Origin of the sequence: Halovibrio salipaludis (assembly GCF_002286965.1) — a bacterium.
Classification (GTDB): domain Bacteria; phylum Pseudomonadota; class Gammaproteobacteria; order Pseudomonadales; family Oleiphilaceae; genus Halospina; species Halospina salipaludis.
On the sequence record NZ_NSKD01000002.1, the window covers coordinates 287,389 to 311,148 of the forward strand.

15 protein-coding genes are annotated in these 23,760 nt (G+C 57.1%); 8 read left to right on the plus strand and 7 right to left on the minus strand.

The window, feature by feature from the left end; genetic code table 11:
• Positions 1-440: 440 nt before the first annotated feature.
• A protein-coding gene (locus tag CK501_RS06080; protein WP_095616852.1) for an IS3 family transposase occupies positions 441-1,594 on the minus strand; the annotation gives its coding sequence in 2 pieces (ribosomal slippage) (positions 441-1,354 and positions 1,354-1,594; 1,155 coding nt in all).
• Positions 1,595-1,839: 245 nt separating this feature from the next.
• Between CK501_RS06080 and CK501_RS06085 the strand changes: the two genes are divergently transcribed.
• The gene (locus CK501_RS06085) at positions 1,840-2,574 is read left to right on the plus strand and encodes a putative periplasmic lipoprotein (RefSeq protein WP_095616853.1); all 735 of its coding nucleotides are present in this window, start codon (positions 1,840-1,842) and stop codon (positions 2,572-2,574) included.
• 407 nt (positions 2,575-2,981) lie between these two features.
• Here CK501_RS06085 and CK501_RS06090 read toward each other — a convergent pair whose 3' ends face one another.
• Positions 2,982-4,319, minus strand: coding sequence for a DUF4041 domain-containing protein (locus CK501_RS06090; RefSeq protein WP_095616854.1), 1,338 nt, complete (start codon positions 4,317-4,319; stop codon positions 2,982-2,984).
• Positions 4,320-4,687: 368 nt separating this feature from the next.
• On the minus strand, positions 4,688-5,164 hold the full coding sequence (locus CK501_RS06095) for a hypothetical protein (protein ID WP_095616855.1): 477 nt from the start codon (positions 5,162-5,164) through the stop codon (positions 4,688-4,690).
• Positions 5,165-5,532: 368 nt separating this feature from the next.
• Here CK501_RS06095 and CK501_RS06100 point away from each other — a divergent pair, with 368 nt between their 5' ends.
• From CK501_RS06100 to CK501_RS06125, 6 genes are all read left to right on the plus strand, one after another.
• Positions 5,533-7,257, plus strand: coding sequence for a type I restriction-modification system subunit M (locus CK501_RS06100; protein ID WP_095616856.1), 1,725 nt, complete (start codon positions 5,533-5,535; stop codon positions 7,255-7,257).
• Positions 7,250-8,452 (plus strand): restriction endonuclease subunit S, encoded by a 1,203-nt coding sequence (locus CK501_RS06105; RefSeq protein ID WP_095616857.1) that lies wholly within the window; start codon positions 7,250-7,252, stop codon positions 8,450-8,452. The genes CK501_RS06100 and CK501_RS06105 overlap by 8 nt, the downstream gene beginning before the upstream one ends.
• Positions 8,453-8,473: 21 nt before the next feature.
• On the plus strand, positions 8,474-11,557 hold the full coding sequence (locus CK501_RS06110) for a type I restriction endonuclease subunit R (RefSeq protein WP_095616858.1): 3,084 nt from the start codon (positions 8,474-8,476) through the stop codon (positions 11,555-11,557).
• Complete coding sequence (locus tag CK501_RS06115; RefSeq protein WP_095616859.1) at positions 11,554-12,270, plus strand: M48 family metallopeptidase; 717 nt, start codon at positions 11,554-11,556, stop codon at positions 12,268-12,270. The genes CK501_RS06110 and CK501_RS06115 overlap by 4 nt, the downstream gene beginning before the upstream one ends.
• Before the next feature lie 226 nt (positions 12,271-12,496).
• The gene (locus CK501_RS06120) at positions 12,497-12,958 is read left to right on the plus strand and encodes a hypothetical protein (RefSeq protein ID WP_095616860.1); all 462 of its coding nucleotides are present in this window, start codon (positions 12,497-12,499) and stop codon (positions 12,956-12,958) included.
• 219 nt (positions 12,959-13,177) lie between these two features.
• Positions 13,178-13,756, plus strand: coding sequence for a hypothetical protein (locus CK501_RS06125; protein ID WP_143421392.1), 579 nt, complete (start codon positions 13,178-13,180; stop codon positions 13,754-13,756).
• A gap of 597 nt (positions 13,757-14,353) precedes the next feature.
• Here CK501_RS06125 and CK501_RS06130 read toward each other — a convergent pair.
• Positions 14,354-14,695 (minus strand): hypothetical protein, encoded by a 342-nt coding sequence (locus tag CK501_RS06130; protein ID WP_095616862.1) that lies wholly within the window; start codon positions 14,693-14,695, stop codon positions 14,354-14,356.
• A gap of 714 nt (positions 14,696-15,409) precedes the next feature.
• On the opposite strand from CK501_RS06130, the gene CK501_RS06135 reads away from it, so the two are divergent.
• Entirely contained in the window at positions 15,410-17,515 is a 2,106-nt protein-coding gene (locus CK501_RS06135; protein ID WP_158223060.1) for a putative bifunctional diguanylate cyclase/phosphodiesterase, read from the plus strand.
• On the opposite strand, the gene CK501_RS06140 is transcribed toward CK501_RS06135, so the two are convergent.
• From CK501_RS06140 to prsK, 3 genes are all read right to left on the minus strand, one after another.
• Positions 17,505-20,180: a tetratricopeptide repeat protein gene (locus CK501_RS06140; protein WP_095616864.1), complete on the minus strand. Its 2,676-nt coding sequence runs from the start codon at positions 20,178-20,180 to the stop codon at positions 17,505-17,507. The two genes, CK501_RS06135 and CK501_RS06140, sit on opposite strands and share 11 nt — an antisense overlap.
• Positions 20,177-21,565 carry a PEP-CTERM-box response regulator transcription factor gene (gene prsR, locus CK501_RS06145; RefSeq protein ID WP_095616865.1) on the minus strand — a complete coding sequence of 463 codons (1,389 nt, stop codon included), beginning with the start codon at positions 21,563-21,565 and terminating at the stop codon, positions 20,177-20,179. Before prsR ends, CK501_RS06140 begins: the two co-directional genes overlap by 4 nt.
• 87 nt (positions 21,566-21,652) lie before the next feature.
• Positions 21,653-23,746, minus strand: coding sequence for an XrtA/PEP-CTERM system histidine kinase PrsK (gene prsK / locus CK501_RS06150; protein ID WP_095616866.1), 2,094 nt, complete (start codon positions 23,744-23,746; stop codon positions 21,653-21,655).
• Positions 23,747-23,760 lie beyond the last annotated feature (14 nt).

The following is a 23,760-nucleotide window of genomic DNA, read 5'->3' on the forward strand; positions in this document are numbered from 1 at the left end:
GAGCCCCGGGCGAGCCTCCTCTAAAAACGCCCTATCGGGTTCGCCAAGCGTTCGGAGAACGCCTGACCGTCTCTATCGACTCCCAGTACAGGACTGGGACTCTCTCTCGCGGGAACCACGACCGGCCTGAGCCGCCGAGTGCCCCAAGCCACGCAGCGAAGCGCAGTGGCGCCGGGAGCACGGAGGCGGGGAAAGGCCGGGAGTTTAAGGAAAGGAAAAAATTGGATGCTTCTATTAGGAAACTAAGGATCTTTCATTGGAAGGAACCAGTTGGTCGCTTACGTGTCTGTCGGGGCTTGCGCTGACGCGCCGCCCCTCCGACACTCAGCGACAGGTGCCCCTGGTTCGGTCGGAGCGAGTGTTCTCAAGCCTTGCCAAGTTTCCCGACTCCTGTATCCATCGACAGGAGTTTCTTTACACGTACCTCGGAGACAGGGGTTCTACCCCGTCTCCACGGACGGTTTTAAAACGGCTGACAACTTTTGATCTTGGACGGCAACTCTACGTCGCATCCTGGGATTATGGAACCGCTCGATGTAATCAAAGATGTCAGCGCGTGCTTCGTTCTGAGTCCGGTAACGCCGGTGGTGAATTCGCTCCCGTTTGAGCATTCCGAAAAAGCCCTCACAGGCAGCGTTATCGCCACAGTGGCCGACCGCACTCATGCTGCTCACCAGTTGGTTGCTGCCGAGATATCGCTGGTAGTCTCCGCTGGTGAATTGACTGCCTCGATCTGAGTGCAAAATCACCGGGACGTTCCCTTGACGTTGCCAAACCGCCATCTCAACAGCTCGGATCACCATCTGCCGATCCTGCCTATGATGCATGGACCAACCCACGATCAGCTTGCTGAACAGGTCGAGAACCACGCACAGAAAAAGCTTGCCCTCTTGCGTGGGTACCTGCGTAATATCCGTCACCCACTTGGTGTCAGGCTCCAGAGCAGAGAAATCCCGCTCCAGATGATTCCGGGTACCCGGCGGCCGATAAGACCGCGACCCCAAGCGTCCACGCTTCTTGCGTGGCCATCCCTGAATGCCATGTAGGGCCATCAATCGCGCAACACGGTTCAGACTTGTTGAAGCGCCCTCGGCAACCAGGTCTTCGTGCATACGAGGTGAGCCAATCATGCCTCCGCTGTCATCATGAATCTCTCTGATTCGTGACAGCAGGTGCTGATTCGCCTTTGCCCTGGCGGACTCGGGGCGAGATACCCAAGCGTAATAACCGCTGGCCGACACTTTCAGGCATCGGCACATAAGACGTATTGGGAAATGATTGCGACAACGTTGAATCGCCTGATACCTCAGGACGACTCCTTTGCGAAGAACACTGCCGCTTCGCGCAAAAAATCACGCTCCTTCTTCACCCGGGCCAGTTCTCGCTTGAGACCGGCGACTTCTTCATCCCGTGGCGAGCCAGAGCCCTTAAAGGCCTTGTCAGGCTCCTCATCCGCTTCTCTGCGCCACCGAGATAACAGATTGGGATTGATGCCGATTTCCAAGGCTACCTGGCGACAACTAACCCCTGGTTGGCGAGTCAAAGCGATGGCTTCACGTTTGAACTCTGGACTATATTTTCTGCGTCTGGACATGAACACTCCTTTGGCACAGTGTGCCTCTTTTTAGAAGTGTCCGCAGTAACGGGGTAGAACCCCAGGTTGATCAACGTGTTCTGGTTTCGATTTCCATATTTGTGTTGCTTGTTCAGGCTTGATTAGGGTAGAAGCGGATCCCAATTTTGGACAGGCCGCTCAGTGATGTGGGCTTCCCCCACTTCAGTGGGCACCTCTGGCCTATGATTCATCCCCACATTCCGTACATGTTAGAAGGAGCAAAAATGACAAAGTTCATTGCTGCGCTGGTTGTTCTGCTCATGTTTGCTGGTTGCACGGCGCAGCCTACTGGTGGGACTCCGGAGGCTCCAAAACTTACGGTCAAGGAGTTCAACGCCCCGCTAAACGAGAAGCTGGAAGCTAGCACCGGGGATTCCATCCTCATGGAGGGCCGCTATATTCCGGACGAGTATATTGATGTGCCTCAGCCTGTAGACGTGATGATCCCTGGGGCCATGATGATTCCTTTTCCTGTTCATGTGGCTCAAGGACGACTGGAGCTAGAATCCATCAAAGATGGGTGGAAATATTATTGCGGTGATTTGTCAGATTCGGCTGCCTCGTTCCCCGGATTGGGAAGTGTGGTTAGCTCCGGGGATTGCATCGGTATCAGGATTCCGGTTGGTGGTGATTCGCCACAGTGGGTAGTAGATAACTCGAATTACAACGGCTTCGAAACGATATATTCACGTGATATGGATTCCGAAGAAGCACGCAAGTACCAGCCCAAGAAGCGCTCTACGCCATTTTCTGTACAGCAACTCACCCGTATTACCTTCGATGGATATTATGACGGTCAGCTTCACTTCACTCTCGAGAAACAAGGTGACGAGCGTGAGACACGTGAGTTTGTTTTTGACTTCGACAATGAGCCCACTCCGGTTGGATTCCAAGGCAAGAACCTGGAGGTATTGGAAGCCAACAATCTCGGCATCACTTACCGCTGGGTAAAGCTGTAATCTCTGAAATTGATTTGCTCACCTCCGCTAAACGACAAGCCCGCTTGACGGGTGCAGGCGAGACATCGAATCGCTTTGCGGGGGCCTTGATACCGACAATATCCTTCAGTCGCCACAGCGTCATAGCCTGATTAGGCGGGAATCCATGCCGATAGGGTATCGGCTGTATATAGTCGAGATAGGGCAGTCGGAGCGCCTTTGTATATCGGTTGAGGGACAGTCGGTGAGGCCGGTTTCGCCCCACAAAGCGCTGCTGTGATGGCTTTGGTCAGCGTTTATCGTTTGCTGGTATATCGGTCGGGTATCGGTTCTGAGTGAAATCCAGATAGCCTATCGGTTGGCACCTGGATCTCATAGGTTACCTCTGGCGCCTCCCATTGGCTCGCCAAGGGTAACGCCAGGGTCAGTCAGATCGCCTCGGGATAGACTGAGAGGGCATCCTGAGGCTGATGTTCATTGCGTTGTGCCAGAATGGCCAGTGACTCGTTGTACTGCCGTGCCTCGATCGATTCAACAAACTCCGCGTCCGGGACGAGCTCTTCGACCTTCTCGCGAATCTCACGGAGCTCGACGTTGAAGAACTCCTTACGCATGTTGACCAGATTCATCCTCCGGTCACTGAAGGCGGCGTGGAGCTGTCCCTCCAGCTCCGGGGCATTGTCAGTGAAGATCATTGCATGGACATCGAAGGTGAACGGCACACTGGCATCGCCAAGCTCTTTCACACGGTCGTCTGGATCGAGTCGGCGGGTCATACCAATTTTGTAGACCTGCTCGCCGAACGAGCCGATGTTCGAAATCACGTAGACGTGCCCGCGCTTGGTCTGCTCGGCCATACTCCTGGCTCGCTCTGATTTCTCATGCGCCTCTGCGAGCTCATTACTGAGCTCCTCAATCTTGCCCTGGAGCTTGGTCAGTTGCTCACCACTGGCTTGATCGGCTTGCTTGCGGGCTTTCTCCAGCAGTTTGTTGTACTTCTCTTCGTCCTTGATAGCCCTATCCATCTCTTCACGCAGCTTCTTTTCTTCGCGTTCCTGACGACGGAGTTCGCGGAGTTCTTCCTTTTCCTGTTGCTTCTTTTCCCGATGCTCGTGCGTCAAACGGAGCTCTTTGAGCTTGAGATTCAGATAGCCCGGGTTGATGTGGATGTCCTGGGGTTGATTAAGTTTGTTGATCGTCTCATACGCCTTCCGGATGCGTTTTTCCATGGCGACCGCGTTGTTCCAGCGGGTATTGCTGATGGCGGCGTCACACTCGTTGTTGAAGGCCCGTGCGGTCAGCTTGATCGAGCGATTGGTCATCTTCCTGCCCTCGGCCTTGCTGTCGCCGACACGCCACTCCGTGTTGCACTCGACCGCAGACTTGTCACTGATCATTTTCTTCTGGGTTTCCTTGACCTGCTTGATGGCCTCCTTGAATTGCTCCGAGGTGCCGTAATCGAAGTGTGGCTTATAGAATCCCCACTCAGCGAGTTCGACCTCCTCGTCGTATATCGCCACCGTCGCCACTAGGTCCGAGTAAATGGCCCGTTTTTCCTCATAGCTTTCGCGCAACTGAGCAATCGTGGCCTCTTCCTGTGCCTTGGTTTCGCGTACCCGTTCCAATTCTTTGTCAGCGTCCAGGATGTCGCTGAATCGAAAACTGAGCGCGCGGTATCGGCGGAAGAGGATAACCGCAGCTGTGGTGGCGAGTGCCAGCAAGGCACTCAGGCAAGCTGCAGCGAGTGCGAGATGGAAAGTACTCATAGCTGTTCCCTGTTGATGGCGCGGAGATAGCCTTGGAGCGTAACGCGAGCCGCAGACATGCGTCACGAAGCGGTAGGCTCGAGGGTCGGGTCAGTGAGATTGTGTATCAGGCAGTGACCAGGCCTCTTCTAACCGCTCGACGGTATGGCGCCATTTGGAGGCGGTTGGTTTGCAAACCGTGTTCTGGTTACCAAACAGGCCCACCTCTCTGAAGGCTTGGGAGCGCGGGGCGGTTTAGATCTACCCGATCGGCACCAAGTACTCTGCATGCTCTTCATCCACGTCAGGATCACTTTTAAATCAAACTTCCTAAACGCTTTTTGAGGGAATTGGAGCATTTATGTGCTTAGATGTGTAAGGAACGCAGATTAGCGAAGGTTCTTAACCTGTCCTTTTTCCTTGATCACTATTTGGAACGGTTCTAACGGCTGGTCTGCTTCGTAGTCTGCCACGATCCGCAGGTCTTTTATTTTAAATAGCAAAGGTGACATTCGCTCAAAACTTTTGGTGATCGTTTGTTTCATTATCGCTTTTCCTTCACCTGACTCAATGGCTGCTTTCAGTTCCTGATCCGATAGTTCGGGGGAGCCTAGTTCCTCTTTGTAGAAGTCAAAAGCAGCTTTTGTATTAATAGAGTAGCTGTAAGTTAGGTGGCAGGTTCCTGAAGCATATATTGCAACAATGCTATACCATGTAGTGACAGGATCAATTCGCATCGGTAGTTGATCAAGTGTCTCATTGCTATTCTCTTGGATTGCCTGGCAAACCCGTTTTGCGCTGATTTGCGCGGAACTATCCAAAGAAAAAATGATTAACAGAGAAAAAACAATCAGATTCTTAAGCATCCCCAGTCCTCCTTGAGAGGCATAAATCTTCGTGAAGCGTATCAAGTTTCTCTAGTAGAGTATAGCTACGCCAAATACCAGTATTGGTGGTCCGCGTATAGTAAAAGGCATCCCATAGAACTAAAAATGCGCTAGCCCTTCGCTTCCAAGTCTCGGACAAACTGGGTGGAACTCGCTTTGGGCTCTATATCCAGCCACTCGCAAACGTAGCGCAGCATTGGGGGGCATTGCTCCTTTCATGGGTGATCAGAGCGCTGGTTTGACGCAGTGGCGTGCATAACGCATAAAGGCCACAATACTGGATTGCTGGAAGCAGCCCATAACCCCCAAACTCAACCAGCATACGACCCGCATACGGAAGCCTTTGAATGAGCCAGACCCTCACCCTGCAACAACTCGAATCCTTCCTCTGGGAAGCCGCCGACATTCTCCGGGGCAACATGGATGCCTCGGAGTACAAGGACTACATCTTCGGCATGCTGTTCCTCAAGCGCCTGTCAGATGCCTTTGAGGAAGCCCAGGAGGGGGTGGTTCGCTACTACCTCGACAAGGGCCGCTCTGAGGCCCAGGCGAGGGAGTTGGCCGATGAGGAGGATGAGTACGACGAGACCTTCTACGTGCCGCCAGAGGCCCGCTGGGAAGCGCTCAAAGACCTTAAGCACGACGTTGGCGCGGCCCTGAATACCGCCACCGAAGCGATTGAAGAGCACAACCGGGTGCTGGAAGGCGTTCTGGTCACCATCGACTTCAACGTGAAGAACAAGCTCTCGGACAGCAAGCTCCGCGATCTCATCACGCACTTCAGCAAGCACCGCCTGCGTAACAGTGACTTTGAGCGCACGGATCTGCTCGGCACCGCCTACGAATACCTGATCAAGATGTTCGCCGACAGCGCCGGCAAGAAGGGCGGGGAGTTTTACACCCCCTCCGAGGTCGTGCAGCTGCTGGTATCCGTGTTGAAGCCCCATGCTGGTATGCGCATCTACGACCCTACGGCGGGTTCTGGGGGCATGCTGATCCAGTCCCGAAACTACCTCGCGGAGCAGGGTGAAAACCCCGCTAACCTCTCGCTGTACGGCCAGGAGATGAACCTCAACACCTGGGCCATCTGCAAGATGAACATGTTCCTGCACGGGGTCTACAGCGCGGATATCCGCAAGGGCGACACCTTGCGTGAGCCTCAGCACACCCGCGGTGGCGAGCTCATGCATTTTGACCGGGTGATCGCTAATCCGCCGTTCAGTCTCAAGAAGTGGGGCAAGGAAGAGGCGGACAACGACGCTTATGGACGCTTCCCCTACGGCACACCGCCCAAGGATGCCGGGGACCTGGCGTTCGTCCAGCACATGATTGCCAGCCTCAACGCCGAGGGCATGATGGGTGTGGTTATGCCTCATGGCGTGTTGTTCCGTGGCTCCAGTGAGAAGGCCATCCGGACCGGTATCCTTAACGATGATCTGCTGGAAGCGGTCATCGGCCTCCCGGATTCGCTGTTCTACGGCACCGGCATCCCGGGGTGTCTGCTGATCATCAACAAGAACAAACCCGCTGACCGTAAGGGCAAGGTGCTGTTCATCAACGGTGAGCTGGATTACGAGGAAGGCAAGAACCAGAACAAACTGCGCCAGCAGGACATCGAGAAGATCGTTACCACCTTCGATGATTACACTGAGATCAAGCGCTACTCGAAGATCGCCACGCTGGAGGAGATCGCCGAGAACGACTACAACCTCAACATCCGCCGCTACGCCGACACCTCGCCACCCCCTGAAATCTTCGATGTGCGCGCCATCCTGCATGGCGGCATTCCCAAACGCGAAGTTGAGAGCGAGTACATTCGCGAGGAGATCCTGGGAGATTTCGATGTGTCGCGGGTGTTCGTGGCGCGTGATGCGGACTACTACGAGTTCCGGCCAGAGATCGACACCAAGGAAGCCATCCGGGAAGCGGCAGGCGATGCGGACAGCCGGGTGATCAGTCAGCTTGAGCGGTGGTGGGACAAATACCGTGTATCCTTGAATGAGTTAAATGAGAAGGCCGCGGAAGTTGAGAGCGTTATGAAGGGATATCTTGAGGAGCTCGGTTATGAGTGATGCGGTTCCTGAGGGATGGAGACGTAAAAGGATAGGCGAGTTGGTTACTCTCCAATATGGCAAATCTCCTAAAGACATAATCTCGGCGGATGGACGTTACCCCATCATTGGAACCGGCGGCGTAGCCGGCTATACGGATAGTTTTCTACATGAGGGCAACACGACAGTTGTCGGACGTAAGGGCACTATAGACAAGCCCTCTTATGTCGAGGGTAAATTCTGGGCAATTGACACTACTTACTATGGCTCTGATTACAAAGGGGCAGAGCCAAAGTGGTTTTACTATAATCTGAGTGCAGTTGATCTGCGCAAGCACAACGAGGCCAGCGGAGTGCCAAGCCTCGGGCGTGATACGCTCTACGCGATAACGATGCTGACACCCCCTCTCCCCGAACAACAAAAAATCGCCACCATCCTCTCTTCCGTCGACGACGTGATCGACAAGACCCACGCCCAGATCGACAAGCTGAAAGACCTTAAAACCGGGATGATGCAGGAGCTTTTGACCCAGGGTATCGGGCATACGGAGTTCAAGGATTCGCCGGTGGGGCGGGTTCCGGCGTCTTGGGAAATAACTCGACTAGGAGCAATAGTAGAAGCGGGAGAGCTGCAAACAGGGCCCTTTGGAAGTCAGTTGCATTCCTATGATTACGTGGATAGAGGCATCCCGGTGGTCATGCCCAAGGACATGAAAGCAGGGCGGATAGTAACTACCTCCATCGCGGAAGTGAGCACAGAAAAAGCAAACGAACTGAATCGACATCGGCTAAAAGCGGGAGACTTGATCTTCGCGAGGAGAGGCGATATTGGTCGGTTTGCGCTGGTTGATGCGAAAAATGCTGGATGGTTAAACGGCACAGGCTGCTTACGGGCACGCCTTTCAACTTCCGCAGACCCTGAATATGTGGCTTGTTATTTGACCTTGTCCATTGTTGTCGATTGGTTAAATACCAATGCTGTTGGACAAACCATGCTTAATCTCAACACCTCAATTTTGAGTGAATTGCCTGTCGTATTGCCTCCGAAAGATGAGCAGTCTGCTATTAGCAGGGCAATTAAATCAGTCGATCAGAGGATTACTGTTTTAAGTGGGAAATTGCGGAGTACGGAGAAGCTTAAGAAAGCACTAATGCAAGACCTTCTAGCGGGACAAGTCCGGGTCAACGTCGATCAAAAGGAGTCTGAGGTTGCCTGATCCCAGGCAATCCAAAGCGTGATGTTTCAGGATGAAATCGACAAGGTAGAGCAGCCAGCTCTCCAACAGCTCCAGGCACTGGGCTGGAAATTCGTACCGGGTGCGGAGTTGGTGCCCGCGGAAGACGGTGAGCGCAGCTATTACCGGGATGTGGTGCTGGTGGGCCGGCTGGAGAAGGCGCTTCGCCGGCTTAATCCCTGGCTCAGTGATGAAAACCTGCGCAAGGTCATGCGTGAGTTCACCCATCCCAATCACGCGAGCCTGCTGGAGTACAACCACGCGCTCTACAGCCTGCTGGTGAACTACCTTTCTGTGGATCAGGATCTGGGTAAGGGCCGCAAGGGTCAGACCGTCCGCGTCATCGACTTCGATAACCCTGAGAACAACGACTTCGTCTGCACCAACCAGTTCAAGGTCACGGGGTCAGTCCAGAACATCATTCCGGACATTGTATGCTTCGTAAACGGGCTGCCGCTGGCGGTGCTTGAGTGTAAGTCCCCCTACATTACGGACCCTATGGCCGAGGGCGTGGATCAGCTGCGCCGCTACGCCAATCTGCGCTATCCAGAGTCCGAGGAAGGCGCCCCCAGGCTGTTCTGGTACAACCAGCTGATGGTGGCGCTGAGCCGGGATCATGCACGGGTCGGAACCATCAGTGCCAATGCCTCCCACTACGCTGAGTGGAAAGACGCCTATCCGTACACGGATGCGGATGTCCAAGCGTTATGCAGTACCGCTGAGCCATGGGAGCGCAAAGACGTAAAGGATGTTCCGTCTTCGGATTATCTGGCTAATGCCCGGCGAGTGGCCGGGGGTGTTGAGGAAGCCAGTGAGGTTACGCCTCAGCAGCGCCTGCTGGCCGGTATGTTCAACCCGGCCAACTTCCTGGATCTGATGCGCAACTTCATTGTCTACGAGCCGATTGAAGGGCGGCTGGTCAAGAAGGTGGCCCGCTATCAGCAGTACCGGGCGGTGAACCGGGTGATTGAGCAGCTGAGAACCGGCACCACCCGCAAGGACAAATCCGGCGTGGTCTGGCACACCCAGGGCTCCGGCAAGTCGCTGACCATGGTCATGTTGGCGATGAAGATGCGCCGTGATCCGGAGCTTCAGCAGTACAAGCTGGTGTTTGTCACCGACAGGGCCCAGCTCGACAGCCAGCTCTCCACCACCTTCCGGGAAGCCCAGGATGAGACGGTCTATAACGCCGACTCCATTGAACGCCTTAAGGAATTGCTGGGCCGCGAGTCGTCGGACATCGTCACGGCAACGGTGCAGAAATTCCAGGACGCCGAAGCCGAGGAAGGCTTCACCAACCTGAACCCAAGCGAGAAGGTGGTGGTGCTCGCCGATGAAGCCCACCGCACTCAGTTTGGCAATCTGGCCATGACCATCAATGCGGCCCTGCCCAATGCCCCCAAGATCGGGTTTACGGGCACGCCGCTGATGAAATCCCAGAAGATGGACGATGCCTTCGGCGGTTACATCGACCGTTACAAGATCGATGAGGCGGTGGAGGACGGTGCCACGGTTCGCATCATCTACGAGGGCCGGGAAGTTCGCACGGACGTGGTCGGCCGTTCACTGGATGCGCTGTTCGAGGAGTATTTCGGGGATCGCTCTGAGGAAGAGAAGGTTGAGATCCGCAAGAAGTACGGGGTGGAACGCGCCATCCGTGAGGCCCCGGCACGCATCCGCTGGGTCTGTCTGGATCTGCTCAAGCACTACCGTGAACACATCCAACCCAATGGCTTTAAGGCAATGATTGTCGTCGGCAGTCGCCATGCCGCCACCGTGTTCAAGCAGACACTGGACGAGCTTGATGCACCACCGTCCGAGGTCATCATCTCCGGCACCCATAATGATCTGCCGTACCTGGCGCAGTACACGGACAAGGCCCATCAGAGGCAGGCCATTGAGAACTTCAAGAAACCACTCGATGAAGACCCTACGACTTTCCTGATCGTGAAGGACATGCTGCTGACGGGCTTTGATGCGCCCATCCTGCAGGTGATGTACCTGGATCGGATGCTGAAAGACCACACCCTGATGCAGGCCATCGCTCGGGTGAACCGGACCTATAAGGGCAAGTCCGCTGGTTTCGTGGTGGACTATTACGGCCTCTCGGATCATCTGACAGAGGCGCTGGATCAGTTCAGCAGCGAGGATGTGGAAGGGGCCTATTACACGCTGAAGGATGAGATTCCGAAGCTGGAGGCCGCGCATACCCGGGTGGCTCAACTGTTCTCGGATGTGTCCGGTGATGCTGTGGATGACTATGTCCACGCGCTCAAGGACGAGGATGTGCGCCAGCAGTTCGAGCTGCAGTACAAGCGCTTCGCCAAACAGCTGAACGTGGTATTGCCGGACCCAGCAGCCAAGCCGTACGTGCCGTCACTCAAGTTCTGGGGCAAAGTCCAGAACGCAGCGCGGAACCTGTACCACGATCAGACGCTTAACATCAGCGATGCCGGTGAAAAGGTACGGGAGTTGGTAGAGGAGCACATCATCAGCACAGGGGTGGATCCGCGAATTCCGCCGGTGGATCTGATGGACGCCGAGTTCAAGGAGTCGGTCGAGCAGCTGCAGTCTGCCGAGTCCCGCGCATCCAAGATTGAAAGCGCCATTCGCCACCACATTACAGTGAACTTGGAAGAGGACCCGGAGTATTACAAGTCACTCAGCCGGCGCCTGGAGGAGATCATCGAGCAATCCCACGGTAAGTGGGAGCAGCAACTGGATCTGCTGCAACAGTTGGTGGGTTCCATCGAGTCCGAGCGCTCTGAGAAAGCGCAATCGCTGGGTCTGAGTGACACCGAGTTCGCCTTCTACAACATCCTGATGGCAGAGGTCACTGAGCGCTCCGGTGAGGCGGTGCTCAGTGATGCGGTGCATGACGAAATCCATCAGGTGACGCGGGACCTGGTAGCCATGTTTTCCGAGGCGACCCAGATCATCGACTTCTTCGGTAAACCCGAAGAGGTCAAACGCATGAAGAAACAGATCAAGCGGACGGTTCTGGAATGCTCGTTTGGCGATAAAGCCATCGTCAACGCGGTTCAGGACCGGTTCATGGAGCTTGCAGAGACCAAGTTCGGCCAATGAATACAGCGAACGACCATGAATATCGGGATGCGGGTGGCTTCATAGCGGAAGTGATCCGCTCCAGCCGACGCAAAACCGCCGATATACGGGTGGAGCAGGGCGTTGTTTCGGTCATTGTGCCGACAACGCTGTCGACCGAGCGCATCGATGAACTGTTGGCCAAAAAGCGCCAATGGATCCGAGAGAAGATGCTGCTCCATCAGGAGGCCCGGCCGGCCAGTACACGTCGGTTTGTATCGGGGGAGGCCATTCCCTACCTCGGGCGCAACTACCGGCTCAAGGTAATTGATGGACCCTTCAAGGCCCCGAAGCTCGACAAGGGGCGGCTGGTTGTGTCGGTCCCTGGTGGTTCAAACCAGCCCGAGATGGTGCGGAACGCCGTTATTCGCTGGTACCGCCGTCGCGCGGAAGAGAAGCTCCCGGCCAAGGTTCAGCGACTGGCACCAAGTGTTGGTGTTACGCCCGACAGGGTCGAGGTGAGGGCGTTCCGTTCTCGCTGGGGCAGCTGTTCGCCCAAGGGCCAGGTGGCCTTCAACTGGCGGATTATGATGGCGCCCAACCGGGTGGTGGATTACGTGGTGATCCATGAGCTGTGCCACCTAATCCAGCATGATCATTCGCCGGCCTACTGGCGGGAAGTGGCCAGAGTGATGCCGGATTACGCGCAGTGGCGGGATTGGTTGAAGGATGTATCGCATGAGTTGGAGGTTTAAAGGGTGTTAGGCGTTAGCGCGTATGCTGAGTCACTTTGCTCGACACATGCTACCGGTTATCTAGAGACGTGAGCGTTATTAAGAATTCGGTATATTGCTCAAGCGGTCTGCATAGGTTATTGAAGTCGCGCATTAAGGTTTGCGTTACTGAGTGATATTGAGCGGTCAGGAATATCGGTAACAGCGATTTCTGCATATTATCTGTTAGCCTGAAGGTATTAGATTTATGGATGTGACTTGGGGCGCCATAGGAAAGGTTCTGCTTGCTGGCCTTGTAACTTACATTCTTCTGCCTGCTGTGTTGATTGCTAGGGACTATGTTCTATGGCGGGTTATATCAGTCTATATCCTGAATGACGACCTGAAGCGAAAGGTGACTCAGTATGTCCAGCTCGCTCATAAGTGGAACAATGAGTATGCGGGCCAGAGTAAGATTGAGTTTGATGATGACAAGACAAGATACTCAATCAACGGTCAAGAGGTATCCCAAGAAGACTGGCATCAACATTTTGAGGAATCGGGACAGGTCGGCCAGAACATGAGAGATTTGAAGCTGGAGATCGATAGAAAAGCCAGATTCCTTAAGTGGCTTTTGAAGCACTACGAGCAGGAAGCGATTGACCCAATAAACGAGTGGAAGAAGCTGGAAATGAAGCGACTTGAGAAGCGAGATGGTGTCTCAAGCTAACAAGTGCACGCACGGAGAGCCCTTTCCATTGCGCCTTCAGCTCCATTTCAAGGGCGCGCGTGCTTATGCGTTAGGTCAAAGGAGTAGCGAGTGGACTCTTTCATTCACTTCTTAAATGCCAACTCTGGCGCACTTACGGTAGTGTTCACGGGGTTTGTGACTCTTGCGACAGTATTTTATGCAGTTCTCACAGGCTTTCTTGTTCGTGAGACTCGACGTATGCGTGAGGTGCAGACTGAGCCGAGGGTTGATGTCGGGTACCGTATGAGCGCTGGAGCCTACGGTTTTTTGGATATCACGGTTTGCAACATTGGCCAGGGGCCGGCTTATAACATCGCTTTTCACATCGAGCAGATTGAAGGCGATGAGGCGGCTGCCGGCCTGACGGAGGAGCTTGGAGAGCTTGGATTCGTCCGGCGGGGACTTCGCTACCTGTCACCCGGGCAGGAGGTGAGCACGTTTTTCACGAGTATGTTCGAGCGGTTTGATGCGAAGGTGGCTTCGCAGGTTGCGATAACGGTCGGTTATGCGAACGTCCTAGGCAAGAGATACGAAGAGCGGTTCGTTCTTGATCTTTCTGAACTCAAGGGCATGAGTAGGATCGGTACGCCGCCGATGCAAGCGATTACCAAGAGTATTGACGAGCTCGGAAAAAAACTGGCGTCGATATCCAGCCACGGCAGGCTGCGGGTGGATGTTTGGACCGCTGATGATCGGGAAGCTGAAGAGTCGCAGAGGCGAGCGAATATTGAATCTGCTCGTGCAGGCGTCGACCAGCAGAGTGATTCACGAACCTAACCATGGCGTGGAGCCGACTCGCGAAGACGCGCGCGGCTCACGCCAGCCGTTGAGACTGTAGAAGCTGGCACCAAGCAACAGGGAGTCGTTCGCATGCCCCGATTCAAGCCCTACAACTACGATCAGTGGCAAGCCCCCTTAACCTTCAACCGTTATTAATCGTATATCCCGCCTCCATACTGGCCAGAATCACGGTCTAATTGCCGGTTTGGATTATTGCGGTTCATCTGATCGCGTCGTTGTGCGTCATAATCATACTGATAATCTATCTGGTCGCCTGGATCAGACATGTCCTACTTATACCGTGTTCCGGAATTGCTCTCATAACCACGAGTGTCAGACGTGCCTATGTTATCAATCTCGGTGCCCGTACATTTCCCCATAACGACTGTGCCAATGCAGCCAGCAAAGCTCGAGCTGGCTCCAAAACTGATAATTAAGACAGCTATTCCGGTAGAACGTTTTTTCATTATCTTTAATTCCTTTGGTCACGTAATGGCATGTGGCGATTGAAAAAAATAATTCAGAACCACTGCAAATGGGGAATCCATGTTGCTACGAACTCTAAAATGGAGCTTACAGGACGAGAATACATCACTAGCCGATTCTGGGTCTGGTACGCAGGATTGATAAGCAACGAGTGTACTGGTCGTCAGAAAACATGAACGTCGTTTTAAAGCGCATGGCTAAGTCGGTGTGTTGTGGGATTTTAAACGCATCTAAGATTATAAATCTCATCCACTGATAGGCTTCTCCTTTGGTTTGCTTGGTAAATTCTAAGAGATCTTGCATTGGTTCACCGTCTTGACGAGCTTTCATAGCAAAAGAGGCGAACTGTAGGTGCTCTTTACAGTAAGCTTTCTCCTGGGGTTCCAAACTGTGAGAAATAGGGGCAATGGCAACCAGCAGTGGGGCAATGAATCCTGCTACAGCACGCATAATTAGTTCCTTTGTAAGCGATTAGCTAGGAAGGCTGGGTTCAAACCTGGGCGTCAAACGGCGTAGGGTTTTCGGTCAGCGGGCTTATACTACCCTCGATGCCGGCCTCATAGTAGTCGGATGCGGTATAAATGCGCTGGATCTCTCAACTATGGGAGGTGTCGGGGTAGAGTCAGACTCAGTGACCAAATACTCGGGGCGGGCAGGGCTCGTCAGGACTGATGTTTCCTCACGTTGGTAGGTTGACGGTTGCATTGTGCTGGTTATGGCTGTGAATTAAGGCGAAAAAGCATGTACACCTGCCTGTACACAATAGGAGTTTAGGCGGGATAAGCTGATGATTTAATAGATCACTTCAAGTCCGGCCAGCCGCACCATTTCCTGCCTGAACCCTGAGCCACTGCCAAGCGGGCTGAAACGGCATCCAGTCTCTCCGCTTCCGCTTTTGTCAGAAGCGTCCATTCGGGATAACCTGTCTAGACTAACAATTGGTCATTTTACATTCCGTGCCATTGTCTTTCCGGGATATCGGCTACACTCCGCACAACTGACATCCTGGAGCCAGAGTTTCCATGTATCCCCGGGGCAGCTTATGAGGAACAAATCCGTCATCTCAGCGCAGGAAGGGGGGAAGGACTGGCCCGGCGCAGGGCGGAGGAAAGCGTCGATGACAGCCGCCGCCAGCTCAATACGCTCATGGCGCATCTCCCAGGCATGGCCTATCAGTGTCTGAATGACACGGACTGGTCGATGCTGTTCGTGAACGAGCGCGCCCGGGATCTGACCGGCTACAGCCCGGACGATTTCCTGTCATCCCGTATCACACTGGCCCGGGTCATCCACGAGTCTGATCGGAGTTGGGTATCGACACAGGTTGATGCGGCCATCGAGGCGCGGGATTCGTTCAACTTGACATACCGGATACGCCACCGTGACGGCCAGGTACGATGGGTCTGGGAACAGGGACAGGGCGTTTTCTCGGAGGAAGGCGAACTCCTCTGGCTTGAAGGGTTCATCCACGATATCACCGAGCAGCAGCACTCACGTCATCTGCAGGAGGCCGTCTATCGGATCGCTTCTGCCGTCACCGAAAGGTCGGGCCAGGCGTTTTACCATGGTCTGGCAGAGCATCTGGCCCGAGCACTGGGTGCGGATGCGGCCTATCTCGCCACTTTTGATGAAGAAGCCGGGGCACAGCAGCTGGCGATCCAGGCCCTGGTGCTGTTCGGTCGCAGTCGTGGTTCAATGTGCGCTGCCGAGCGAACTGCCTTCACCGATGAGGTGATGGAGACAGGATACAGTGTTTTCACGGCCGGCGCAGGTGAAGCGTTCCCTCTGTTCACTGACAGTACGCCCGCCGGGTTAGCGGGGGCCTGCGTGGGGGTAAGGCTTGATTCAAAGCAGGGCAGTGCGCTTGGCATGATGGCTGTGCTGTTCAATCAGCCGATTGAGAACCCGGAGCTGTCGATGTCCGTGATGCGGATTTTTGGCTCAGGGGCCTCGGCAGAGATTGAGCGCCAGAACTATGAGCAATCCATCCGGACACTGGCCTACCAGGATTCCGTGACCGGACTGCCCAACCGGGTTGCCTTCATGGAAGAACTGGAACGGGCAGGTGATCAGTATCTCCACCAGGGCCAGCGCCTGTCACTGGTCTTTCTCGACCTGCGCCGGTTCAAGGAGCTCAATGACACCCGGGGTACCTGCTTTGGAGACAGGGTGCTTTCAGCGGTTGGAGAGCGTTTTACGGAGGTGCTGGAGCCGGACGCCTATCTCGCCCGTCTCGGGGGCAATGAATACGCCGTGCTGTTGCCCGGTATGGACCGGGAGGCACTGCAGGCATTCATGCATCGGATTCAGGCGCAGCTTGATGCCCCCCTTGAGATCCACGGGGAGCAATGCAGTATCGGTACCAGCGTCGGAGGTGCCAGTTTCCCGGGGGATGCGGAGAGCATGAATGAACTCTATCAGCATGCCAGCATCGCACTGCATCATGCCAAGGTCTGCCACTCGGGGATAGGGCTGTATGATGCAGCCATGGCCCGCAACCTCCACCGCAAGGAGCAACTCGCCTCCCACCTGCGCAGGGCACTGAGCCGGCAGGCGCTGATGCTCCATTTCCAGCCACAGTTCGATCTTACCAGCGGTGAGCTCGTGGGGGCGGAGGTGTTGTGTCGCTGGCATGATGAGGAACTGGGGTGGGTGAGCCCGGCAGAGTTCATTCCACTGGCGGAGGAACGCGGCCTGATCCACGAACTCAGTGACTGGGTCCTGGCAGAGGGCTGTCGTCAGCTTCAGGCCTGGAAGGCAGAGGGGAAAACTCTGCCCGGATCCCTATCGATCAACATTTCAGCGCAACAGTTCGACACAGAGGACCTGGTTGAGCGGCTGCGTGACCTGTGCCTGCCGGTCCAACCCCAGGAGCTGACCCTGGAACTCACTGAAAGCGCCTTCATGGATGACCCGGCTATGGCGATCAAGCTGTCGCAGCGTCTGAGGGAAGCGGGCTTCCGTGTGGCGATTGACGATTTTGGAACCGGCTATTCGTCCCTGGCCTATCTGCGTGACCTGCATGTGGACACGCTCAAAGTCGATATGTCCTTTGTCCGCAGCATGCTCAGGGATGAACGCGACCGCACGATCGTGGAAACCATCGTTGCCATGGCCCGGACCCTGGGGCTCAGGACCGTCGCCGAAGGGGTTGAGACCCGTGACCATGAACAGGCGCTAAGAGCCATGGGCTGCGGCGCTTCCCAGGGGTTCTATTACGGCAGGCCCTGTGATGCCGCCGCCTTCTCACGCCAGTGGCTCAGCGGGTAAGCTCGTCGGCCCGGGCATTATTTCCGGCTTCACGGTGCACGGCGGCAAGATGCTCGCGGATCTCCGCGGCCTCAGGCGCCAGCTCATGGGCGGATTCCAGAACCTCGATGCTCCGTTCCAGATCCCCGTTGCGGAAGAGTATCCAGCCGTAGGTATCCACAATGGAGGCGGCTTCCGGGTTGGCGTTGTAGGCTTTTTCCGCCAGTTCCAGTGCCCGTTCCGGTTCGTCCTCATGAAGGAGCCAGGCAAGGTTGTTCAGGGCAACGGCGTTGTCGGGCGCCAGCTCCAGCGTCTGTTCGTAGGCGCTACGCGCCGCTTCCCGGTTGCCGTTATTCTGCTGCAGCATTGCCAGTTCCAGGTACAGCCGTGAGGACTGGGGAAACTTCCCGGTGGCTGCCTCGAGTACCTCAATGGCACGGCGACTGCGCTCCGCCTCACGCAGAACGCGCACCTGGCGCGTAACAGTCTGGGGGGAGTCGGATTTGTCCCGGGCGAGCTGATACAGGTCCGCGGCCTGGGAGTAGTTGCCCTCGCTGGCCATATAGTCCGCTTCCAGAAGGAAGGGCCGGGGCGAGCCAGGGTGCTGGGTCTTTATCGAGCGTAGAATGTCCCGGGCATCCGAGGCACGATCCGCCTCAAACTGAAGCCGCGCCTCAAACAGCGCAAGTCCTTCATGCTCCTTATAGCGCTGGCGCCCCTGGCGCACGAGTTCCCGGGTTCGGCCGTCATTGCCACGGTCGGCGGTGGTGCGGGCAGCAGCGAGATAGGCGCCTGCGATCACAGAGGCCCTCTGGCCGCTGTCATCGAGCCGGGTCTCGATGGCGGCAACCAGCTCGGAGGCCCGTTCATCGTCACCACTTTCCAGTGCCACTTGCAGCAGATAGCGGTGCGGGGCCGTTGCTGAATCGCTTTCCTCGGCCACGCGGGCAAGGAAATCCCGCGTGGCGTCTTCAGCATCATGATTCGCGGCAACGGATACAAGATCCCGGAGGTAGCGTGGGTTGTCCGGGGCGAGCTCAACGGCCCGGCGCAGGTGTTCCAGGGCGGGCTTGGCGTTGCCATCCCGGGCATGGAGTGCCCCCAGGGCATGGTGGCTGGCGGGGGACTCATCCATTCCGATGGCGTCCCGGTAATGCTGCCGCGCCGCATCCGTGTCCCCACGGAGCTGCGCCACGTCGCCGGCCAGGTTGCGGGCAAGGGCACTGTCAGGCTGGTCACTGCGCCACTGGTCCACGACCTTCCGGGCGCTTTCGTGGTCGCCGTTCTCTGCCAGGAAGCGGGCAAGAAACGCCCGGGGCTGTTCCGCATCCGGGGCCCGCTCAATGGCGGTTTCAAGCTGTTCCTGCGCTTCCTCTGAATTGCCCTCGCTGGCGAGGTATCGGGCAAACCGCACCCGCAGATCGGTGTTGTCCGGCGCCATCGCCAGGGATTGCTCAATCATGGCGCGACCGAGCTGGTCCTCCCCGCTGCTGAGCGCGGCGACCCCGATCAGTGCAACCACCCCGGGATCGTTGCCTTCGGGGTCCAGCTCTTCCAGCATCCGGCGTGCTTCTTCCGGGCGCTGGAGCTGGATCCGGGCCGCGGCCAGCATCTTGGTAAGCTCACCGGAGTCGACCTTATCCTCGTGTTCCGACAGGAGTGACTCGGCATCATCCATGCGCCCCTGCTGGAACCGGATGATGCCCAACAGGATGCCGGCATCGTCATGCCCCGGGGCCTGTGCCAGCACCTCCTCAAGATGGCCGGCCGCGATGGAAAGGTTACCCTCGTCATAGGCCTCACGGGCAGCGCGCATCCCGGAACGGATGGTTCCAGGGGCGGAATTCGCCAGCATCTCCTCGTAGACGAATGCCTGGGAGGCATTGCCGTTCTCACGCAGGACTTCGATCAGCAGGGAAATGGTTTCGTATTTGCGACGGGTCATCACATCGTAACGCCCGATGCCCTCGAGGGCCTGGGTGTAGGCTTCCGCAGCGTCCTCGAACCGGCCTTCCTGGTGGGCGATCCGGGCGCGCCAGAGCCACACCTCGGAGTCATCGGCATCCTGCTCACTGGCCGCTTCCAGATGCTCACGGGCGGCCTCTTTATCACCCCGTTGCCAGGCAAGCCGGGAAAGCCCCAGATGGGCCATGGTGGCGCCAGGGTTGGTATCCAGGGCCTGCTTGTATGCTTCGCGGGCGGCGTCGACATCACCCGCCTGACGATGGGCGTCGCCGGCGAGCCGGTGGGCGGTGATCTGTTGGTTGCGTTCAGGTTCCCGCAGGGAGTTGAGGGCCTCGACAGCACCGTCCCAGTCCTCGCGGATCAGTCGTGCCTGGGCACGGGCGAGCGCCATGCGGTTGAGGTTTTCCCGATTCCGGGGATCCTCCTGATCAATCCTTTCCGCGAGCTCATCAAGCTGGCGTTCCGCGGTGTCCCCATCGCCTGCAGTGATCAGGTTTCTGATGATCAGGAACCAGGGCTCGAACTGGTCCGGCTTCAGCTCCATGGCATTGCGGGCCTCCTGGGTGCTGGCCTGGAGCTCGCCCTGTTCGCGGAAGAACTGCGCCTGGTCCATATGACTCAGGAACTCGACTTCCTCCTGACTCATCTGGTCCTCGTTACTGCAGCCGGCCAGAAGCGCCAGAAGCAGGGCCAGTGGAAGCCATGACTGGATAGGTTTCATTGGACCCCCTGAGCGACCGAGGTCGCGATGCTGTACTTGTCGGTGAGGTTATAGAGTGTCGGTCGCGTGACGCCCAGAAGCCGTGCTGCCTGCGCCATGTTGTAGTCGGCGCACAGCAGTGCCTGGGTGATGGCACGCCGTTCCGCGTCCTCCCGGACCTGGCGCAGGTTCAGAGCGGAACCGACGCTGTCGTCCGCGGCGTCGAGCTCCAGATCAGCGGCCGTGATTCGCTTACCTTCGGCCATGATGGTGGCGCGTTTGACCTTGTTGATCATCTCCCGGACGTTGCCCGGCCAGTGATAGGCCCGTATTGCATGCAGGGCATCTTCGGAGAAGGTCAGGGTGGTCCGGTTCATCTGGCCGGCAAACTCCCTGAGCAGGGACTGGGCGATCAGAACGGCATCGCCTTCACGTGCTCTCAGGGGGGGCACCGGTACGGTGATCTCGCTCAGGCGGTAATAGAGATCCTCACGGAACTGCTGATTGCGGATCAGGGTCTCAAGATCCTGATGAGTGGCGGCCACCACCCGCACATCCACCGGAATGGAACGCACGCCACCAACACGCTCGATGACCCGCTCCTGCAGGAAGCGCAGCATCTTGACCTGCAGCGACAGCGGCATGTCGCCGATCTCATCCAGGAAAAGCGTGCCACCGTGTGCCATTTCCACCTTTCCCTGCTTGGTCTGGCTGGCTCCCGTGAAGGCACCTTTCTCGTGGCCGAAAAGCTCGCTCTCGAGCAGATTCTCCGGGATGGCAGCGCAGTTGATGGCCGCAAAGGGCTTGTTGAGCCTGGGACTGAGATCGTGCAGTGCGCGTGCCAGCACCTCCTTGCCGGTGCCGGTTTCACCGGTGATGAGCGTGGTCACGTCCGCGGGAGCGATCTTCTCGATCGTGCGGCAGGTGGCGATCATCTGGGGGCTTGATGCGATGATGCCCTTGAGGCGGGCGCCATTATGCCCAACAGCCAGCCGTTCGTTTTCCCGCTCAAGTTCATGGAGGCGGAAAGCGCGGTTGACGACGAAGTTGAGGATATCGCTGTCCAGCGGCTTCTGGTAGAAGTCCGCGGCCCCCATACCCACGGCCCTGACCGCGTTCTCACGGTCTTCGCGCCCGGTTACGACAATCACCTTGGTGGCTGGTGCCAGGCCAAGTATGTCCTCGAGGAGACGGAAGCCTTCGCTGGCGCCACCGGGATCCGGCGGCAGTCCCAAGTCCAGTGTCACAACCTGCGGTTCACACCGGCGAAGGGCGGCCATGGCCTCCTCGCGATCCTCTGCGACGGTGACCTGGGTACTTCCGTCAAAACACCACCGCATCTGGCTCTGCAGGCCAGGGTCATCTTCTATGATGAGCAGACTGCGTGCTTCGGCATTTCCCTGCATGGACTTTCCTTACTGCGGTCAGCGCGATCGGCGCCCCTCAGGCTGAGCGTAAGCTTTCTGCCTGCCGATGCCAATAGTGGATGATCATTAACGTGATTCCTGCAGCATTTCAGGCCCTGGGCGGGCATCAGGTGAGGCCAGGGGCAGCCGGATGGTGAAACAGGAGCCCACTCCGGGTTCGCTGGTGACGTCCATCGCGCCCCCGATCTGTTTGACGTATTCCTGGGCCTGGTAGGCCCCGATTCCCATGCCGGTCAGGCCCTTGGTGCTCTGGAAAGGGCGGAAGAGCGAGTCCCTGATGAAGGTTTCACTCATGCCGTCGCCGGTATCCTGCACAAACAGCACTGCCGCCCCGCTGCCCGCCTTGAGCGTGAGGCTCACTTCGCCGTCCCGGCGCGTCGCATCCTGGGCGTTCTGCACCAGATGGGAGAGTACGTTCTGCAGCTGCTGCGGATCAGCCCGGACAATCACATCGGACAATGGCCCCTCATACACCGGCGCGGGTTCCTGGTTGCTGCGCTGGGTCACGACCTGCTGGGCCAGGGCGGCAACATCGAGTTCGGTTTCCCGTTCCTCGGTCTCCGGTTGACGGATGTGTTCGACAAGGCGGGACATCTTATTTACGGCGTGATCGGTGGTGGCGATCATGTCATCGATGAACTGGGGGTTGTCGCGGTGTTTGGGGGCGTTGCTGACCAGCAGTGACAGCTGGGCGATCAGTGTCTTGAGGTCATGCACCATGAACGCCGAGGCCTTGTTGACGGCTTCGAACTGCAGCGCCCTGGCAAGGCGGCTCTGGGCGTCCGCCTGGGCCAGGAAGTTGCTCAGCTGTCGGCCGACCACTCGGATCAGGTCGAAATTCTCCCAGTTGAGCTCAACCCGGGTGTAGGGCGAGCCAACGAGGGCGATGCCATAGAGTTCGCGCCCGAGATAGAGAGGGATGATGAGCCACTGGTCGTTGAAACCGAGAATGGCATCGGGAATCTCGAGCAGGTTGTAGCGCACGGGATCCACGGAGTATTCGTCCATGTCCAGGATCCATTCACGCTCGCGGAAGAATGCCGTCAGTTCCGCGTCCCCATCGATCTGCGTATGTTTGGGCGGCACCAGCCCCACGGTTGCCTGGAAAGAGAAATGGCCCTCATCGTCGCGCAGCCACAGGGCTCCGGTGCGGCTCTCGACAAGGCCGGCGAGGGTGCGGATGGCGCGTTCCGGCAGGGGGGGATCCTCATTGAGGTTGCTGAAGGTCTCGGTCATCTTCAGCCATTCGTCGCGGTAATCGTACTTGTAGTCAAAGAAGTTCTGGCTGACGAACATCATGACCCGTGCCCGGAACCAGCTGGAAGCCATCAGCAGCACAAACAGGAGCACGAAGGCGGCGATGAACACCACCTGCAGGCCTTCCCCCCATTCCCCCCCGGCAAGCCGGACATAGTAGCCCCCGATCGCGACGACCAGCAGATAGATGCCGGCAAAAACCAGGGTGCCGGCGTGATAGACAAAGGTGCGTGAGAGCTGAAGCTGGACCGGCTGGCGCCGGGCGTTGATCAGGTTGACGGCGAACAGGGGCGTCAGCAGGGCGTTGACCGCGCCACGGGCGTCCCAGAGTCCGTTGGCCATACGGTTGAAGAGCAGTGCGTCCGCATAGAGAAGGAATTCATAGAGGAAAATGCCGGTGATGCCGAAGCACAGATAGCGGATACTGGAACGCCCATAGGCCGAGGCATTACGCCAGATCTGTTCCAGCACGCTGATTCCCAGCAGCGCAATGGCAAGCTGGGCGAACAGCATCGCCCGGGCTGACAGCAGGCTCACATCCAGTGCCCATCCGGTCAGGGCGGAAACCATCAGAACGGCCAGAATCGTGAGCAGGGCGCCGCTGGCGAACAGCAGCAGCCGGCGGGAGAACAGGCTGTGATCCCGGGCATCGCGGATCAGCGCAAAGAGTACCAGGATCCAGGCGCTGTTACGGGCGAGTTCGGTAACATAGCGCAGGGCGAATTCGGGCCAGCCCCAGAGGGTCTGCGCCACGATAGCCAAGGCCCAGAGCGCGGTCAGGCCGGCGGCCAGAAACAGGGCCCTGTCGGTGCCCCGACGCAGGTAGCGACAGGCGGTAAAGCCTGCCAGGACACTGTAGACCACCGCCGCCGCAAGGTGGCTGACAACACCGAACTCCAGCAACTGTTACTCCCTTT

Coding starts and splice junctions, on each gene's coding strand:
- CK501_RS06085 (WP_095616853.1), top strand. CDS start 1,840: ATGACAAAGTTCATTGCTGCGCTGGTTGTTCTGCTCATGTTTGCTGGT.
- CK501_RS06090 (WP_095616854.1), bottom strand. CDS start 4,319: ATGAGTACTTTCCATCTCGCACTCGCTGCAGCTTGCCTGAGTGCCTTG.
- CK501_RS06095 (WP_095616855.1), bottom strand. CDS start 5,164: ATGCTTAAGAATCTGATTGTTTTTTCTCTGTTAATCATTTTTTCTTTG.
- CK501_RS06100 (WP_095616856.1), top strand. CDS start 5,533: ATGAGCCAGACCCTCACCCTGCAACAACTCGAATCCTTCCTCTGGGAA.
- CK501_RS06105 (WP_095616857.1), top strand. CDS start 7,250: ATGAGTGATGCGGTTCCTGAGGGATGGAGACGTAAAAGGATAGGCGAG.
- CK501_RS06110 (WP_095616858.1), top strand. CDS start 8,474: ATGTTTCAGGATGAAATCGACAAGGTAGAGCAGCCAGCTCTCCAACAG.
- CK501_RS06115 (WP_095616859.1), top strand. CDS start 11,554: ATGAATACAGCGAACGACCATGAATATCGGGATGCGGGTGGCTTCATA.
- CK501_RS06120 (WP_095616860.1), top strand. CDS start 12,497: ATGGATGTGACTTGGGGCGCCATAGGAAAGGTTCTGCTTGCTGGCCTT.
- CK501_RS06125 (WP_143421392.1), top strand. CDS start 13,178: ATGCGTGAGGTGCAGACTGAGCCGAGGGTTGATGTCGGGTACCGTATG.
- CK501_RS06130 (WP_095616862.1), bottom strand. CDS start 14,695: ATGCGTGCTGTAGCAGGATTCATTGCCCCACTGCTGGTTGCCATTGCC.
- CK501_RS06135 (WP_158223060.1), top strand. CDS start 15,410: ATGGCCTATCAGTGTCTGAATGACACGGACTGGTCGATGCTGTTCGTG.
- CK501_RS06140 (WP_095616864.1), bottom strand. CDS start 20,180: ATGAAACCTATCCAGTCATGGCTTCCACTGGCCCTGCTTCTGGCGCTT.
- prsR (WP_095616865.1), bottom strand. CDS start 21,565: ATGCAGGGAAATGCCGAAGCACGCAGTCTGCTCATCATAGAAGATGAC.